Source organism: Vallitalea sediminicola (genome assembly GCF_054408565.1).
Genome location: NZ_BTPT01000001.1, coordinates 12,606 through 31,044 on the forward strand (window position 1 = coordinate 12,606; position 18,439 = coordinate 31,044).

General features: G+C 30.7%; 15 protein-coding genes. 13 read left to right on the top strand and 2 right to left on the bottom strand.

What is annotated here, in order from left to right; genetic code table 11:
- The first annotated feature begins 28 nt into the window (after positions 1–28).
- The 7 genes from ACX6CF_RS00070 (at position 29) to radA (ending at position 8,272) form a co-directional block, all read left to right on the top strand.
- Positions 29–793, top strand: coding sequence for a TlpA disulfide reductase family protein (locus tag ACX6CF_RS00070; RefSeq protein WP_458783247.1), 765 nt, complete (start codon positions 29–31; stop codon positions 791–793).
- 146 nt (positions 794–939) lie between these two features.
- A complete protein-coding gene (locus tag ACX6CF_RS00075) occupies positions 940–1,452 on the top strand; it encodes a UvrB/UvrC motif-containing protein (protein WP_458783248.1) in 513 nt (170 codons plus the stop codon).
- Positions 1,446–2,486: a protein arginine kinase gene (locus ACX6CF_RS00080; protein WP_458783249.1), complete on the top strand. Its 1,041-nt coding sequence runs from the start codon at positions 1,446–1,448 to the stop codon at positions 2,484–2,486. Before ACX6CF_RS00075 ends, ACX6CF_RS00080 begins: the two co-directional genes overlap by 7 nt.
- A 30-nt stretch (positions 2,487–2,516) precedes the next feature.
- On the top strand, positions 2,517–4,946 hold the full coding sequence (locus ACX6CF_RS00085) for an ATP-dependent Clp protease ATP-binding subunit (RefSeq protein WP_458783250.1): 2,430 nt from the start codon (positions 2,517–2,519) through the stop codon (positions 4,944–4,946).
- 188 nt (positions 4,947–5,134) lie between these two features.
- Positions 5,135–5,548 carry an endosialidase gene (locus ACX6CF_RS00090; RefSeq protein WP_458783251.1) on the top strand — a complete coding sequence of 138 codons (414 nt, stop codon included), beginning with the start codon at positions 5,135–5,137 and terminating at the stop codon, positions 5,546–5,548.
- Between the two features lie 185 nt (positions 5,549–5,733).
- The gene (locus ACX6CF_RS00095; RefSeq protein WP_458783252.1) at positions 5,734–6,684 is read left to right on the top strand and encodes an MraY family glycosyltransferase; all 951 of its coding nucleotides are present in this window, start codon (positions 5,734–5,736) and stop codon (positions 6,682–6,684) included.
- Between the two features lie 229 nt (positions 6,685–6,913).
- On the top strand, positions 6,914–8,272 hold the full coding sequence (radA, locus tag ACX6CF_RS00100; RefSeq protein WP_458783253.1) for a DNA repair protein RadA: 1,359 nt from the start codon (positions 6,914–6,916) through the stop codon (positions 8,270–8,272).
- Between the two features lie 265 nt (positions 8,273–8,537).
- On the opposite strand, the gene ACX6CF_RS00105 is transcribed toward radA, so the two are convergent.
- Together ACX6CF_RS00105 and ACX6CF_RS00110 are read right to left on the bottom strand one after the other, a co-directional pair.
- Entirely contained in the window at positions 8,538–8,948 is a 411-nt protein-coding gene (locus tag ACX6CF_RS00105) for a DUF1573 domain-containing protein (RefSeq protein WP_113674269.1), read from the bottom strand.
- A 225-nt stretch (positions 8,949–9,173) separates the two neighbouring features.
- Complete coding sequence (locus ACX6CF_RS00110) at positions 9,174–10,928, bottom strand: M3 family oligoendopeptidase (protein ID WP_458783254.1); 1,755 nt, start codon at positions 10,926–10,928, stop codon at positions 9,174–9,176.
- Between the two features lie 232 nt (positions 10,929–11,160).
- Between ACX6CF_RS00110 and ACX6CF_RS00115 the strand changes: the two genes are divergently transcribed.
- The 6 genes from ACX6CF_RS00115 (at position 11,161) to ACX6CF_RS00140 (ending at position 18,432) form a co-directional block, all read left to right on the top strand.
- Positions 11,161–12,000 carry a hypothetical protein gene (locus ACX6CF_RS00115; protein WP_458783255.1) on the top strand — a complete coding sequence of 280 codons (840 nt, stop codon included), beginning with the start codon at positions 11,161–11,163 and terminating at the stop codon, positions 11,998–12,000.
- A gap of 270 nt (positions 12,001–12,270) precedes the next feature.
- Positions 12,271–13,590 carry an ABC transporter substrate-binding protein gene (locus ACX6CF_RS00120; protein ID WP_458783256.1) on the top strand — a complete coding sequence of 440 codons (1,320 nt, stop codon included), beginning with the start codon at positions 12,271–12,273 and terminating at the stop codon, positions 13,588–13,590.
- A 60-nt stretch (positions 13,591–13,650) separates the two neighbouring features.
- Positions 13,651–14,532, top strand: a complete 882-nt coding sequence (locus ACX6CF_RS00125) for a carbohydrate ABC transporter permease (protein ID WP_458783257.1) — start codon at positions 13,651–13,653, stop codon at positions 14,530–14,532.
- A 1-nt stretch (position 14,533) separates the two neighbouring features.
- The gene (locus ACX6CF_RS00130; RefSeq protein ID WP_458783258.1) at positions 14,534–15,379 is read left to right on the top strand and encodes a carbohydrate ABC transporter permease; all 846 of its coding nucleotides are present in this window, start codon (positions 14,534–14,536) and stop codon (positions 15,377–15,379) included.
- A gap of 13 nt (positions 15,380–15,392) precedes the next feature.
- The gene (locus ACX6CF_RS00135) at positions 15,393–16,541 is read left to right on the top strand and encodes an amidohydrolase (protein WP_458783259.1); all 1,149 of its coding nucleotides are present in this window, start codon (positions 15,393–15,395) and stop codon (positions 16,539–16,541) included.
- Positions 16,542–16,659: 118 nt separating this feature from the next.
- Positions 16,660–18,432, top strand: coding sequence for a sensor histidine kinase (locus tag ACX6CF_RS00140; protein WP_458783260.1), 1,773 nt, complete (start codon positions 16,660–16,662; stop codon positions 18,430–18,432).
- Positions 18,433–18,439: the final 7 nt, after the last annotated feature.

Genomic DNA, 18,439 nt, shown 5'->3' on the forward strand with positions numbered 1-18,439 from the left:
GAAATTATTATAAAATGAGGTGATTCTATTGAAATTCAATAATAAAAGAAATATTATATTTATCTTAGTCATATTACTTATTCTAATGACTGGTTGTAGTAAAGAAAGAGATAATATTGACGGTAATGATACTAATAATATAGAGTCTGAACTAGATAAAGGAAATGATTTGAAAGATAATACAGTAGACGATAAAGATACAGATGGAGAAATAGCTGTTGGCGATAAAGAAACAGGCGAAGACAATAATATTATAGATGAAGATACTGATACAGATGAAGAGCAGGATACTGAGGAAAATGATAAAGACATGGTTGAGGAGCAGGTACCAGAGGGTGATAAAGAAACTGGAGAGGATAATGAAGATGAGAAAACAATCACAGCGCCTGATTTTACTTTAAGTGATGGAAAAGGGAACAATTATACTTTATCAGATTATAAAGGTGAATTAGTGTTTGTTAATTTCTTTACTACTTGGTGCGGTTACTGTAAAGACGAAATGCCTGATTTTCAAAAGATACATGAAAAATATAAAGATGATGATGTAGCGATAATAGCAGTAGATGTGCAACACGATGCAAGTGAAAAGCCAATAGATGAAGTAATTAAGTGGGCAGATAATCTAGGTGTAACATTCCCAGTAGTATTTGATGAAGATGGTACTGCTACAGATAATTATTATATTAATGGTTACCCAACCACATATGTCATCAGTAAAGAAGGAGATGTCATTGGGTACGTTAATGCTATGGACGAACAAGATATGGAAAAATTGATTAATATGTACAAATAATATATAAAACAAATTGATGTAAAAATATGTCCTATTCTATAATGATTATGATATAATATTATATGTATTTAGTATTGGTAAATAATGTATTTCATTAGAGGATATGCTTAGTATATAATATTATTTTAATAAAGAGGGAATGAACAATGTTATGTGAAAGATGTCATAAAGAGCCTGCAACTGTATATTTGAATAAAATAATCAACGGAAAAAAACAAGAGATACATTTGTGCAGTAAATGTGCCATGGAGGTAAAAGAACTTTATCCTCAGAATGATATATCTTTTGAGAGTTTCCTTAGTAGTCTTTTAGATATCAATAAAAATATCAATGCTAAAAATTATAACAAAGAAGACGTTATAAGATGTGAAAAATGTGGTATGACTTACAATGAATTCAGGAAAAAAGGAAAATTCGGTTGTAGTCAATGTTATAAAACATTTTCTGGTTTGCTTAGCCCTGTAATTAAAAGAGTTCATGGAAGTAATGTTCATGTTGGTAAAGTACCAAAAAGAACAGGTGGAAAAATAATTTTAGGGAAACAAATAAAATCTTTAGAAAATAAGTTGAAAGAAGCTGTTGTCAAGGAAGAATATGAAGATGCCGCTAAGTTTCGAGATGCTATAAGAGCATTGAAGAAGGAGGGTGGCATATGTTAAAATGGTTTGAAAAGAGTTCTGGTGGTACTGATGATGTAGTAATATCCAGTAGAGTAAGGTTGGCTAGGAACATTGAAAAGTATAACTTCCCTAGTAAGATATCAGAAGAAGATGCAGGAAAAATTATTGATGAAGTAAAAGAAGCAGTATTGAATGTTCATGACGACAATAATTATTTCCATGCTATCAATATGAAGGAATTATCTTCTCTAGAAAAGATAGCGATGGTTGAACGTCATGTCATCAGCCCTAATTTTGTGCGGACATCTATACCTACTGGTCTTATATTATCACAAGATGAAAGTATAAGTATCATGGTTAATGAAGAAGACCACCTTCGTATTCAATCTATAACCAATGGACTTGATTTAGAAAAAGCATTAGAGAATGCTTATATAATTGATGACTTATTAGAAGAAAAGATAACTTATGCATACGATGAAAATATAGGCTATCTAACATCTTGTCCTACTAATGTCGGAACAGGACTTAGGGCATCATATATGATACATGTACCAGCCCTTGAAACTACTGGAAAGTTACAATTCATTCTAGATGCTATAGGAAAATTCGGTATAACTGTGAGAGGCATATATGGTGAAGGGTCCAAAGCTAGAGGAAGCGTGTTTCAGATATCCAATCAGATTACACTAGGTCACTCCGAACATGAAATCATTGATAATCTTACGAGTTTGACAAAACAGATTGTAGAACAAGAACGAGCTCTCAGAAATAAATTATTAAATGAAAAAAGATTACAATTTGAAGATGCAGTATTTCGTTCATATGGGACTTTAGCACATGCAAGGATAATTACGTCCAAAGAAGCTATGACATTATTATCCGATATAAAACTAGGATATGAACTAGGAATATTGAAGTCTGATCTTAAGAATCCTATAAATATATATGGACTTATGACTTGTATTCAACCAGCCAATCTTCAAAAAAAGATAAATAAGGAATTAAAAATAGATGAAAGAGATATAGAAAGAGCAACTTATATAAGAAATAATTTGCCAAAGATAATATAAATTATTACAAGAAAGGATTTGAGTTAACTTATGATGGGTAGATTTACTGGACGTGCTCAAGAGGCTATAAGTTTGTCAAGACAAATAGCTAAAGAATTAGGTCACGGTTATGTTGGAACAGAGCACATCCTCTTGGGTCTAATAAAAGAAGGTAAGGGAGTTGCCGGTACGATATTAAACAGTCAAGGTATAACAGAAGATGTTATATTAGAAAAAATAAGGAAAATAGGAATAATCGGTAATATTTCAACTGCAGACGTAGAGGATTTTACACCTAGAGCCAAAAGAGTTCTCGAGACAAGTCTTCGTGAAGCTGTTAATATGAAAACGACAATGATAGGAACTGAACATATTCTATTAGCATTATTAAAAGAATCTGATTGTATTGCTGTGAAATTAATCAGTAGTTCAGGTGTGACAGTTCAGAAATTATATCAACTTATATTAAAAAATCTTGGAGAGTCACCAATTAATAAAGAAGCTAATTCTTCTCAGGCTGATAAAAAATCTACTACACCAGTATTAGATCAATTCAGTAGAGATTTGACTAATATGTCTAGAGATGGCGAATTTGATCCAATAATAGGTCGAGATAGAGAAATCGAGAGAGTAATTCAGATACTCAGTAGAAGAACTAAAAATAACCCATGTCTTATTGGGGAGCCTGGTGTCGGTAAAACAGCTATAGCAGAAGGACTAGCCCAGAAAATATCAAATGGTAATATACCAGAAACCTTGAAAGATAAAAGAGTTGTTGCTCTAGATTTATCATCAATGGTTGCTGGTTCAAAATACAGAGGAGAATTTGAAGAAAGAATCAAAAAAGCTTTGAAAGAGATAAAAGAAGCAGGAAATGTTTTATTATTCATTGATGAAATTCATACAATAGTGGGAGCAGGAGCAGCTGAAGGAGCTATTGATGCATCAAATATTTTAAAACCTTCTCTAGCTAGAGGAGAAATACAGCTTATAGGGGCTACTACCCTTGACGAATATAGAAAGTATATTGAGAAAGATTCTGCCTTGGAGAGAAGGTTTCAGCCAGTAAAAGTTGAAGAACCTTCTGAAGATGAATCCATTGATATACTTAGAGGTCTAAAAGATATGTATGAGGCTCATCATAAAGTTCATATAAAAGATGAAGCGGTTATAGCTGCGGTTAAATTATCCAATCGTTATATCACAGACCGATACTTACCAGATAAAGCTATAGACTTAATAGATGAGGCCGCTTCAAAAGTAAGATTAAGTACTTTTACAGCACCTCCTGACATTAAAGAACTAGAAAGAGAATTAGAAGAACTTGAGAAAGATAAAGAAATAGCTATTAAGACAGAAGAATATGAAAAAGCAGGAGTAATCAAAAGAAAGCAAAATGAGATAAAAGAAAAACTGAATGCTTCCAAACTAGAATGGGAATCCAAGAATTCCAGGGCTAATCAAATCGTGGATGAAGAAGAGATTGCTGATATAGTTTCAAGTTGGACAGGTATACCTGTCAAGAAACTCACAGAAGAAGAAGGTGAAAGACTTAAAAATCTTGAAGACTACCTTCATAAAAGAGTTGTTGGACAAGATGAAGCAGTTACAGCTATCTCAAAAGCTATCAGGCGTGGAAGAGTAGGTCTGAAAGATCCAAAAAGACCTATAGGATCATTCTTGTTCTTAGGTCCAACAGGTGTAGGTAAAACTGAGCTTACAAAAGCTTTAGCGGAAGCACTATTCGGAGATGAAAGTGCTCTAATAAGAGTTGATATGTCTGAATATATGGAAAAACACAGTGTTTCCAAGTTGATAGGTTCACCTCCAGGATATGTAGGTTATGATGAAGGTGGTCAAGTAAGTGAAAAGATTAGAAGAAAACCATATTCAGTAATATTATTTGATGAAGTTGAAAAAGCTCATCCAGAAGTATTTAATATATTATTACAAGTTCTAGATGATGGACATATAACAGATTCACAGGGAAGAAAAGTTGATTTTAAGAATACAGTTATCATAATGACATCCAACGTTGGAGCAAGAAACATAGTTTCACCTGTTAAATTAGGTTTCATTTCAGAAGTAGATGAAAAGAAAAATTATGAAAACATGCGTAAAAATGTTATGGACGAAGTAAAAAGACTATTTAGACCAGAATTTCTTAATAGAATAGATGAACTTATAGTTTTCCATTCATTGACAAAAGAAAATATTCGTGAGATAGTAGGTATTATGATTAATCAAGTTGCAATAAGACTTAATAATAATGTTGGTATTGAACTTGAAGTAACAGAAAGTGCAAAAGACTACTTAGCAAAAGAAGGATTTGACGAAGCCTATGGTGCAAGGCCTTTAAGAAGGGCTATACAGTCAAAAGTGGAAGACAAGTTAGCAGAAGAATTATTAGATAATAAAATTAAATATGGGGATAAAGTAATTGTAGATATAAAAGATGGAGAATTACATTTTACTGTATAAAATAATTTCCATGTTAATTTTGATGTTGCTATGTTATAATATATGAAAGCAAATTAGCTTGAATATTATTAGTAATATATGTTAATTTAGGGATAAATAGGGAAAAATTAATTTTTCTCTAGTATTTAAGGATAAAATAATATATAATGTATGTATTCAACTTTTTACGACAATATAGGAGGGTAAATATGGCTGGTATTCAAGAAATAATCAGGGTAGAAGATGATAACACACTAAGTTTTGGAAATCATCTAATGGATGAAAAGAAAAAGGTAATTAATTTCGAAGTTGATGGACATATATATAAAGTTAAAACTTATGATGAAATAACAAGATTAGAAAAAAATGGAAGACTTCTTTTTGAATCTGTACCAGGAACTACGGTTCATAATTTTTCTGTTAGTGATAAAATAATTGATTTCAAAGTTGAAGGAACAGAAGATGCACAGATTACTTTAGAATTAGAAGCAGACCAAGAATATAGAATTTATATTAACCAAATACAAGTTGGTAAGATGAAATCCAACTTAGCTGGAAAAGTAAGTTTTAGTGTTGATTTTTCTAGTTGTGAAATGCAAAGTGTAACAATAAAAAAAGCATAAAATGTGGGACAGCTTAACGGCTGTCCTTTTTTATATTGTAGGAATATACTACTTTTTAAACATATGAAATAGAAGGCGTAGCCTCTTTTGTTTTAAAGGGAATAATAAGATGGATAAATTGGTATATTCTTGTAATAATAATTATTTTATGATATCATTTTGTTATTCAAATGAGGAGGATAACCATGAATTACTTAATAGCTTTTTTAATAGCTTTTATAATTGTGTATCTATTAATTCCACAACTAAAGAAATTTGCAATAAGAATTGATTTTGTTGATAAACCAACATCTAGAAAAATCCACAAAGAACCTGTTCCTGGTTTAGCAGGAGTAGGAATCTTTTTAGGTTTTATGGTAACTTATTTATTCTTATTCGGAGGAATAAATCGCAAATCAATAGCTTTACTTATTGGTTCATTAATGATCTTATCCATTGGTATCATTGATGATTGGTTTAAAACCAAGAGAAAAGAATTTCCTGCGTTACCGAAACTAATTATTCAAATGGGTGCAGCTATTGTTGCTTATCAATCGGGTATGATTTTTTATGGTTTCACTAATCCAATAACACATGAATATGTTTTATTACCTGTGATACTACAGTTTATATTAACGGTTACATGGATTTTTGGGGTTACAACAGTAATTAATTTCATTGATGGATTAGACGGTTTAGCTGGTGGTATTTCAGCTATATCTGCCGTAACATTATTTATTGTTGCATTAGCTAAAGGTCAGGTGAATTCAGCCATGATGGCCATTATATTAACTGGTGTACTCATAGGATATTTGAGATATAATAAGCAGCCTGCACAAATATATATGGGTGATGCAGGTGCGACTTTCATAGGATATATATTAGGAGTCATTGCACTGGATGGGGCATTCAAGCAAGCAACTGTTTTATCCTTATTAATACCAATTCTTGCTTTGGGTGTACCCATATTTGATAATATCTTTGTTGTGATAAAACGCTTTTTAGAAGGAAAAGCTGTATATAAAGCTGATAGAAGTCAAGTTCATTATAGACTATTGTCAGCAGGATTAAATCAAAAACAAGTAGTCACATTTCTATGTTTAGTTAATTTTTGCATGGGTTTGGTTTCAATCATTATTTTGTTGTTACAGGTTTAATAATATCAGTAGCAAATAATTTAATTAGGTATTAGAGAAACTTAAGGGGTTATGATAGCCCCTATTTCTATTGCCAAAAATTCCTAATTCCACATTATTCTATTGAAAAGAAACATATGTTCTCTTGGATTGAGTTGTGCTATAATATGGTTATGTGAATATTATCTATCTTGAAAGATAGCATTAAAATATATAATTATAAGTAAAAGATAAGACTAGGGAGGATATTATGGCAAAGCAGAAAAATGTATTTGTATGTCAAGAATGTGGTAATGAATCAGCAAAATGGATGGGACAATGTCCGGCATGTAAACAGTGGAATACACTTATTGAAGAAGTGAAAATAAAAACAAAGAATGTACATACCAATAACGATATTGACATCAAAAATAAGCCTAAGAAACTTTCATGTATAGAAATGAATGAAGAAAGAAGATTATCAACTAAGATTGGTGAATTAGACCGTGTACTGGGCGGAGGAATAGTTAGAGGTTCACTGACGCTTGTAGGTGGAGACCCTGGTATCGGTAAATCTACATTGTTGTTACAAATGTGTCAGTATCTATGTGGACAAGATATAGATGTATTATATATATCAGGAGAAGAATCCTTACAACAGATTAAAATGAGGGGCGATAGGTTAGAAGTTAATGGAGAAAGATTAACTCTATATACAGAAACCAATCTCTCATATTGCGTAAAAGCTATCAAGGAATTACAACCAAGAGTAGTTATTGTTGATTCCATTCAAACCATTTATAGTGATGACATAACCTCAGCTGCTGGAAGTGTCAGTCAAGTTAGAGAGGTTACTTCTGCTTTGATGAAAATTGCTAAAGGACTTGGAATATCCATGTTTATTGTTGGACATGTTACCAAAGATGGTGCAATCGCTGGACCACGTGTACTAGAACATATGGTTGATACAGTATTATATTTTGAAGGAGTCAGAAGTGCTTCTTACAGAGTGCTTAGAGCTGTCAAGAATAGATTCGGTTCTACTAACGAAATAGGCGTATTTGAGATGAGAGACAAAGGATTAAGAGAAGTGACAAATCCTTCTGAATATATGTTAACTGGTAGACCACTTAATAGCCCAGGTTCTATAGTAACTTGTTGTATGGAGGGAACTAGACCTATGTTAGTTGAAGTACAGGCATTAATGAGTCCCACTAATTTCGGAATGCCTAGAAGAACTGCAACTGGAACAGACTATAACAGAGTAGTACTCCTTATGGCAGTTTTGGAAAAAAAGATTGGTATGCAATTAGCTAGTTATGATAGCTATGTTAATATTGCTGGTGGACTGAAAATAACAGAACCCAGTCTTGATCTAGGTATTGTATGTGCCATAGCATCAAGTTTCAAAAATATCCCTGTAGACTCTAAGACAGTTATTATAGGAGAAGTTGGTCTTACTGGAGAAGTAAGAGGTATTACGATGGCAGAAAAAAGAATAATAGAATCCAAGAAACTAGGATTCAAAAAATGTATTATCTCAAAGGCAAATGCTGATAACTTAAAGATTGATGGCATAGAGATATTAGGTGTTGATAACGTAGCTCAGGCATTAAATTATATATTTTAGATATATGTGTAGATAAAAAAATATGTAATAGCCAAAAGTTTGGCTAATCAGAAGAAAAAGTGTTTTGTGAATACGACCAACAACTTAAAAGCAAAATAGTATATGTATATGTGGAGTAGTGAGGCACGGACGCCGAACCCAGTAGTTTGCTCAGGACGAGCAATCTGCTGGCGAAACATATACATATACTATTTTGCAAAACAACGGTCAGAACAAAACATTTTTTCTGACTCACCTGCAAAATATTTAAATCACTTATATAGTTCTATTCAATATTAAATTTCCCAAGTAGATTTACTTTGTTCATTTCTTGTAAAAGTATATCATTAAGATTAAGGTCAAAAGAGTTGCTTATACAAGCAAGATGGTAAAGACAGCTTCCAATATCATTCTCAATTCTATCTCTACAGTCTTCGCATAGTGTGCCAGTGATATGATGAGGATCAAGAATTTTAATCATATCTAAGTTAATATCATCATTATAAGAATAGAGCTTATTATTGGCATTTATTTCAATACAACCACAATAAGTACAAGCTCTGATAATATTTTTATTAAGCTTAGCAGCAACTTCTTGTAATTTAGCTAATTGGTCAAGTATGTTTTTATTAAAATAGTCATTTTCTTTTACTGTACATTGAAATTTTTCTGTTATTGTATGATTTAGATTAGACACAAGATCACCCCGTTTAACATTATAATAATATATTACCATATATTTACATTATATAAAAGAGCTTATTTATAAAATTTTGAGAAAATTAAAAAAGAATTCCGTCAATACGCGATAATTGTCTGAAATTGACGATTTAACTGCATTGATAATAGGATTTCATAATAATAAAAAAGAATCATTGAATTATTTATACATTCAATGATTCTCCATATGATATATATTTTTTTATAATGCTAAGAATTTATCAATATCTTTTTTTACTATTTCTAAAGAACTTCTCCAGAAATCTACATCATGAGAATCGATATCCATTATAGCTAATACGTCTTTAACATCATTCTTACCTGTTGCTTCAAGAAGTTTGTCGTATTTAGGTAAGAAATCATTACCCATTTCAAGATATTTAGCATATAATCCTTTTGCAAATAGTAAACCAAAAGCATAAGGGAAGTTATAGAAGTTAGCATCAAAATAATAATAGTGAGGCTTACAATTCCACATATATGGATGTAATACATCATGGTCAAGTCCATCACCATACGCTTCTTTTTGAGCCTTTAACATTATTTCTTTTAGTTCATCAACTGATAATGATGCATCTTTTCTATTTTCGAATAATGCTGATTCAAATAAATAACGACTATAAATATCAACTATTGTTTGATTAGAACCCATAATGTCAGTTTCCAAGATAACAAGTGCTTCTTCATCTGTTGCATTCTTAAGAGCTGCATTCATAACTATTGTTTCGCAGAAGATAGAAGCAGTCTCAGCTATTGGCATTGGATAATCACTATTCAAGCCTGATTCATCTTTCAAGCAATCACCATGATAACCATGTCCAAGTTCATGAGCTAATGTAGTAACATCATTAAGACTTCCAGAGAAGTTAGCCATGATTCTACTTTCTTTTATGCAATGAAGGTTACTGCAATAAGCTCCACCTATTTTACCTTCTCTAGGTTCTGCATCAATCCATCTATTTTCAAATGCATTGTCAGCGAAATTTCCTAGTTTGTTGCTGAAGGAACTGAAGTTTTTAACAATAAAATCTCTTGCTTCTTCAAATGTATATGACATATCAACTTCTCCTACTGGAGCGAATAAGTCATAGAATGGAAGAGAACCTTCATGTCCAAGCATCGTAGCTTTTTTTCTAAGATATTTATGGAAATGAGGTAAGTACTCCTTGATAGCAGTCATCATAGCATCTAGAGTTTCTTTATCCATTCTTGCACCAACAAGTGTCATATCAAGAGGTGAGTCGTAACCTCTTTTTTTAGCTATAGTGACAACTTCTCCTTTGATAGCATTAAGGCAAGCTGCTGAAGATTGATCAATTTTCTCATAAGCTTTTAACTCAGCTTCATAAGCTTTTTTCCTTTTTTCAGCTGATGAATCATAAGCATAATTCCTGATAACTGTCAAAGGTAATTTTTCACCATCATAATCAACTAATAATGATGATGTAACAGTATCTTGTAATTTAGCCCAAGCATTGGAACCTGTATTTTGCATCTCAGCTATTAATTGCTCTTCTGCATCACTTAATAAATATTTGGATAATCTCTTATTGCTTTTGATAATGAATTCATGTTCGATTAACATATCAGATGAAGCAATTATCTCATCAAGATTATCTAATTCACTAATCCATTTTTGAAACTTAACATCAATAATAGTAATTTTAGGTAGATAACTCTCTACTCTTTCCATTTGTTTTAGAGCTGTTACATTTTTAGTATCAACGCTATAAATTAAATAACCATAATCATATAATCTGCTTATATAATTTTCTATTAGATTTTTATTCTCTAGAAATTTTTCAAGCTTATCTTTAGCATTAGTAGTAGCTGTAAAATTAGTATTTACAAAATCAGTAGTATCTTTTATAAGTTTATCTACAAGCTGAAAGTCATTTTTTAGTTCATCACACTCGAATGAAGTATAAAGTTTGTCCAGATTCCATTTCATATTCATTTTTGTTACCTCCTAGATATTAAAATTCGCGTTAGAAATACTATGTATTGGTTTAGTGACAATCATACTCATCTAACAATCTTAATTCTAACATATATTTTCTTTTTTGTTATAAGAATTTGGAAAATTATACAATTATTTTTATGTTATATAATTTTTTTATTGATAGGTAAACAAGCCTCTAGTATAATAACAATAGAACGATTAATAATAAGAGTAGGAGGAACAATATATGCCATGGTGTCCAAAATGTAAATGTGAATATGAAGAAGGTGTCAAACTATGTGCTGATTGTAAAATTGAATTAGTTGATAGCTTAGAAGATATTATTGAATGGAAACCATTAATAAAGACAACTGAGGAAGACCAAGCTAACCAAGTAAAAGAATATCTAGAATATAGCGGCATCAAAAATGTGAAATACGAAAAAGTTGAAGACGAAGAGGTAGAGGAAGAAAATCAATATTACTATGCTATTTTCGTCACTGAAAAAGAACTAGATGAATCAATCAAATTCCTAAAAGGTTATATGATTTCAAAATCACAAGAGGAAAGAGAACAAGAAGACGAAGATGAAGAAGAAGAAGAAATAACTAATGAGTACGAAACAGAGAACTATAACGACGATACGGCATTAAAGGACTTAAAATCAAGTGTTTATACATTTGGAGTAATCGGTATGGCTCTCGTAGTAGTAAGTATACTTTCTTTTTTAGAAATACTAGTTATCAACTTTAGCAACAAATACTTATTTTCTGGATTATTATTAGCAATAGGAATTGCATTTATCATAGTTGCGATAAGCAGTGCTAAAAGAATCAACAATGAATCCAGTAAAATAACTAATAGAGATAGTGATATCAATAAAATATTAGAATGGTTCGGAAACAACTACAATATCAACGATTTTGCAGACAAATATCAACTGAATCTTGAGGACTTGGATGAAGGAGCTATCTATTATATGGTAATGGATAAACTAAAATCAATTATCGGTAATCGATTTGTAGAAATGGATAAAAAGATTGTTAACACTGCATCTGAAATTATATATGAAAAAATGAATGCTTAATTTTAATAGAATATGGACCTGATTTTTGGAATATTATAGATTTGAATATTTTTTCTAAATACTACTTATGCTTTTAGGATATTTTATTATCATAGAAATAAGGTAATAATATTACTATAAAATGTAATTATATTACAGAACTAAAGTATGAAATTTTTATTACTTCTATTTCAGTAATGATTTTACTAGTAAATAATACACAAAATACATTTCTTTTAGAGCGAATTTTATATAAAATATATGTATACTAAATCTAGGAGGTAATGTTTTATGTTGAAAATCATTAAGAAAAGCATAACTATTCTATGCATAATGACCATGCTAATAAGTTTGGTGGGATGTGGTGGAAAAGAAGTTAAAGAAGAAAAAAAATCTCAATCAAATGGAGAAAATGTTGCGAAAAAAGAAGAGGTCAAGGTAATAAAGATTTGGCATATTTTTGGTGGGGATAATGATCCTAATAAACCTGCTGTAGAAAAAGTTATTAAAAAGGCAGAAGAAAAATTTAATGTTAAAATTGAAGTTGATACAGCAGAAAATCAATCATATAAAACTAAAATCAAGGCTGCAATAGCTGCTGAACAAATGCCAGATATTTTCTATACGTGGGGACATGGTTTTATTAAACCTTTTGTATCTTCTGATAAACTTTTACAACTAGATGAATATTTAACTGATGAGTATAAATCCCATCTGAATTCAGAGTCATTAACAGGATTTCAGTTTGATGGACAAACATATGCACTTACAACTGATCAATCAGTAGCATGTATGTTTTATAATAAAGAATTGTTTGACAAATATTCTATTGAAATTCCAGAAACTTATGAGGAGTTAATAGCGGCAATTAAGAAGTTCAAAGAAAATGGTGTCACTCCATTAACTGTAGGAGGTAAGGAATCTTGGACAATTGCTATGTATCAAGATTTATTAGCTTTACGTGCAGTAGGTGGTAAAGCAATTAAGAAAACAATGAATAAAGAAACTAATTTTGATGATCCAGGGTATTTAAGAGCTGCTGAAGCTATTAAAGAACTTGTTGATTTAGGTGCTTTCACAGAAGGGTCAGTAGGAATTTCTCGTGAAGAAGCTGAAGTTCCATTTTTTGAGGGTAAAACTCCAATGTATTTAAATGGAAGTTGGACTGCAGCACGTGTTTATAAGGATACATCTAAGGTAAAAGATAAAATTGTAGTAGCACCTTTTCCAGTGTTTGCAGATGGTAAAGCAAGTGCAAATGATTATACTGGAGGACCAGATACAGGTTTTGCTGTAAGTAAAAATACTAAGGATCCACAATTGACAGCAGAGATAGCTCAATATATTGCATACGAAGTTGCAATTGCGAAATATTTGATTGGAAGTTCAATTTTGCCATATACAAATGTTGAAGTAGATGATTCAGGTGTGAATTCTTTATTGACAGATATATATAATATGACAAAAAATGCAAGTAGTTATACTATCTGGTGGGATAACCTTATGGAAGGAAAAGATGCAACAGTATACTTAAACAAGCTTCAAGAACTCTTTGTTGGTCAAATTACGCCAGAACAATATATTAAAGAACTCAATAAGTTAAACGAGTGAAATTTTCCACTTCATTAAATTGAAGTGGAAAATTCAATTAATATAAAGGAGGAATTAATTTTGGACCGAGTTCTTTCAAATAAAAAGGCAATTTGTTTTTTTATACTACCTGCATTGTTGTTTTTTATATTTATTATAATTATACCAATATTTATGTCAGCATCTTACAGTATCAATGAATGGGATGGAATCGGAGATAAAATATTTATTGGATTTGAAAACTATAAAGAATTATTTTTAGAAAATAGTGATGGATTTTGGAAAGCAGTTAAAAACTCTCTTATTTTTGCAGCGGGTTCTGTTTTTATTCAATTACCAATTGCTATGATCTTAGCACTAATCCTTGCTTCAGGAGTTAAACACGAACGTTTTTATGTGAGTGTGTATTTTATGCCTGTCTTAATTTCAACTGTTGTAATTGGACAACTTTGGATGAAAATATATAATCCGGAATATGGATTATTGAATAGTACACTCCGTTTACTGAATCTTGATGGATTAACAAGGAATTGGTTAGGGGACATGGGTATAGTTATGATCTCAGTCATTGTACCAGTACTATGGCAGTATATTGGCTATCATATGTTGTTGATGTATGCGGCAATAAAATCTATCCCTACTGAGATATTTGAAGCTGCCAAGATAGATGGGGCAAATGCAGTACAACAAGCAATAAGAATTACTATCCCATTAATGAAACCAATTATCAAGGTATGTGTTACTTTTGCGGTGGTAGGTTCATTAAAGAATTTTGACTTAGTATATGTTATGACTGGTGGTGGACCAGCTGGAGCTAGTCAATTACCCAGTACTTTGATGGTAGAGACTATTTTTTCTAGGAACATGTATGGCTATGGTAGTTCAATGGCTATTTTTATCATTATTGAGTGTTTTGTGTTTGCTTTTATCATTCGTAAATCATTTAAAGAAGGGAGTTATTAATATGTATATACAAACGCTTCCTAGGAAAAAAAATTATTCGATCATTATAAAAATAATATTAGCTATTTGGGCAGTAGTGCAGATTTTTCCTATTTATTGGCTAATAACATTTTCTTTAAAGAATAATGTGGAGATATTTGAAGGTAATATGATTGGACTACCTAACATATGGAGATTTGAAAATTATAAATATGCATTTATGGGAGGTAATCTTTCTAGATATTTATTGAATAGTATTATAGTTACAGGTGTAACAATTCTTTTTGTTTCAATGTTTTCTTTAATGGCATCATATGCATTGGTAAGAATGAAGTGGAAATTAAGAAAGTTTATGATAACATTTTTCTTGATGGGGCTTACGATTCCGATACATGCTGCATTATTACCTGTTTTTATCATACTACGTAATGCTCATTTGTTGAATTCTTATTGGGCATTGATTATTCCTTATACGGCATTTGCTATTCCAATGGCAATATTGATTAATTCGGGATTTGTTTCGGCGCTCCCAGTTGAATTAGAAGAGGCTGCATGTATAGATGGTTGTACTATCTATGGAACATTTTTCAAAATCATTTTACCACTTATGCGTCCTTCTATTGCTACTATTGCTATTTTCACATTTTTACAATCATGGAACGAATTGATGTATGCGGTAGTATTCATTAGCGATGCAAAATATAAGACATTAACTGTTGGGATACAATCTCTTGTAGGGCAATACACTACGGATTGGGGGCCTATCGGTGCAGGTCTAGTTGTTGCAACTCTACCAGTGATTATTATATATTTAATACTGAATAAACAAGTCCAGTCCAGTTTGATTGCAGGATCAGTAAAAGGTTAAAGGAGATGTAATAATGAGTGATTTATCTTTTGAACTTGGAAGATATGTAACAGAACTTAGACGTTATTTTCATCAACATCCAGAATTGAGTTTAAATGAATTTAATACTAGTAGAAGGATTATTCAAGAATTAGAATCCATGGGAGTACCTTACTATACTGTTTGTAAGACAGGAGTTATTGCAACTATAAAAGGCAAACAGGGAAAAACTGTAGCTTTGCGAGCAGATATGGATGCACTTCCAATAGAAGAAAAAAATGATGTTGATTATAGGTCTGAAACACATGGTATAATGCATGCATGTGGACATGATGCTCATACAGCTATGTTACTTGGCGCAGTAAAAATTCTTAATGAAAAAAAAGTAGATATAAATGGTTGTATAAAAGTGATTTTTCAGCCTGCTGAAGAAACAGGTGAAGCCACTGAAGAAATAATTGCAAGTGGTATTTTAGACAAAGTGGATTCTATATTTGCTATGCATGTAGTCACTGATCTTCCAACAGGAAAAATATCAATCGAAAGTGGTCCACGTATGGCAGGTGTTGATGATTTTACTATAACCATAACTGGAAGTGGAGGACATGGAGCATTACCTCATTTGGGGACTGATGCACTTTTGGTAGGGGCTAATCTTGTAGTCAATATCCAGGAAATTGTATCTCGTGAAATCAATCCTTTAGACTCAGTAGTCATAACTATAGGGACATTCAATTCTGGAGTCAAAGCAAATATTTTAGCTTCGGAGGCTATTTTATCTGGTAACCTGAGATATTTTAATTCTGAAATCAAAGACTATTTTAAGGAAGCATTATTTAGGATTTCTACACATACGACACAGATGTATAATACAACAGTAAATATTAACTATGCAAAATCTCTATTACCTGTAATAAATGATATATATTGTAGTAAAATAGCTGAGAAAGCAGTTTTGAAGATTGCAGGAGAACAAGGGCTAAGTATAAAACCCAAAATGACAGCATCAGAAGATTTTTCACGTTACTTAGAAAAAGTTCCAGGAGTCTTTGCCTTTTTGGGTGTTTGTGATGGAACTTCAAAAACATCTTACCCACTTCATCATGAAAGTTTTCAAATTGATGAAAAAGCATTAGAACTTGGTAGTAAGTTATATGCACAATATGCATTAGAATTCTTATAGAAAGATATCAATTGAAATAGCTAATTATGTATTTTTTGATTTTCGAATACACATAATATAATTTTAGAATTCATTAGAAAAATAATACTATAGATTATCTTGAATTGGAGTTGATTATATGCATAATAAAAATCTAACAGATGAACTATGCATAAAATTCAAAATAATAAAAAGATTTATTTTTGATAAAAAAATATCTCAAAAAATAGCTATAGTATATATATTATTTGTAATGTCTAGTGTTATTTTTACTTATTTATTATATGATTATGTATTGCGAACATATTCAGAAACAAGTCAAAGCAATTCATCCAAACAAACATTGATATCTGTAAAAACTAATCTTACTGATATGATTGATACTGCTAATAATAATTATGATCTGTTACTCAAGTTTGGAATAATTGATATTATCAAAAAACCTATAACATTTGATAAACTAAAAATATATGATAATTTTCTATTTACTTTGGTGGATACCTATAATAACTTAGATGCAATTTATATAACTGATTTTGATGAGTTTTTTTATGGAATAGATAAAAAAGGTAAAAAAAAATTAACTATCAATTCTATAAAACAAGCACCATGGTATGAAGAAATGATTAATACAAAAGGTAAATACAATCTATATTATAATGCAGGTAACATATTTGAACAAACATATCAATCTAATTTTATTTCATCCATTAGAATAATAAATGATTTAGAAACCCAAGAACCTATTGGTCTTGCTATATTAAATATTCCAATTGACTCTATAAATAAATTATTTGATACTGTTTTCAGATCTAATGATACTTATGTAGAATTATATGATCAGTACAATAGTCTAATGATTCAGTCTGAAAATGTAGATACTAGATCGTATACAAATTCAATCTTAGAAAATATTAATGAGAATCAATTATATTATAGTGAAATACAAGATAATAAATTAATAGTAGGTTTCTATATATCTGACTATAACTGGAAAATAGTTGCAGAATTTCCTGTTAAAAGAATAGAATATTTATCAGATTCTTTAATAACTATATCATTATTGGTTTTATTGGTTAATGCACTATTGATGTTATTGAGTTTTTTCTTTATTTCTAAGTCGATTTCAAATCCTATTTATCAATTAATTCATGTAATGAAAGAGATGAAAAATGGTGATTTTAAAACTATTCAAGTAGACTATTATAATAGTGAAGTTGGGGTATTACAAAAAAACTATAATTTAATGATTAATGAAATCCAAATGTTAATTATTAAATTGGTTAAGGAACAGAAGATTAAACGTAAAGCAGAGCTAAGTGTATTGCAGGAACAAATTAAACCTCATTTTTTATATAATACTCTTGATGCAATCGGATATATGGCTCTAACTGAAAAACCACAACAGGTTTATGATGCTATAGAAACTTTAGGCAGTTTTTATAGAGGGAGTTTAAGCAGCGGTGGTCAAGTGATTACTGTAGAGCAAGAAATCCAGATTGTAAAAGATTATATTAGCCTTCTTCATTTGAGATATGAATCTCTGTTTGAGGTATGTTATGAAATTGCTGAAGAAGTTCTTTCATATAAAGTTTTAAAACTAATTATTCAGCCGCTGATTGAAAATGCAATATATCATGGTATTAAACCTATGGGAAAACTTGGTAAAATCAGATTCTCTGTTATAAAACAAAAAAATCATATTTGTTTTATGGTTGAGGATAATGGTGTAGGAATAGAGAGTGATACACTTATTAAGTTAAAGAATGCTAAATTAAATGATAGATTAGGCTTTGGTTTAATAGGAACAATTGAAAGAATTAATATTTTTTATGGAAATAAGGCAATAATTGATATCAATAGTGAAAAGAATAACGGAACGGTTATAAAGATTAGTGTGCCATTAGTTTGAATAATGT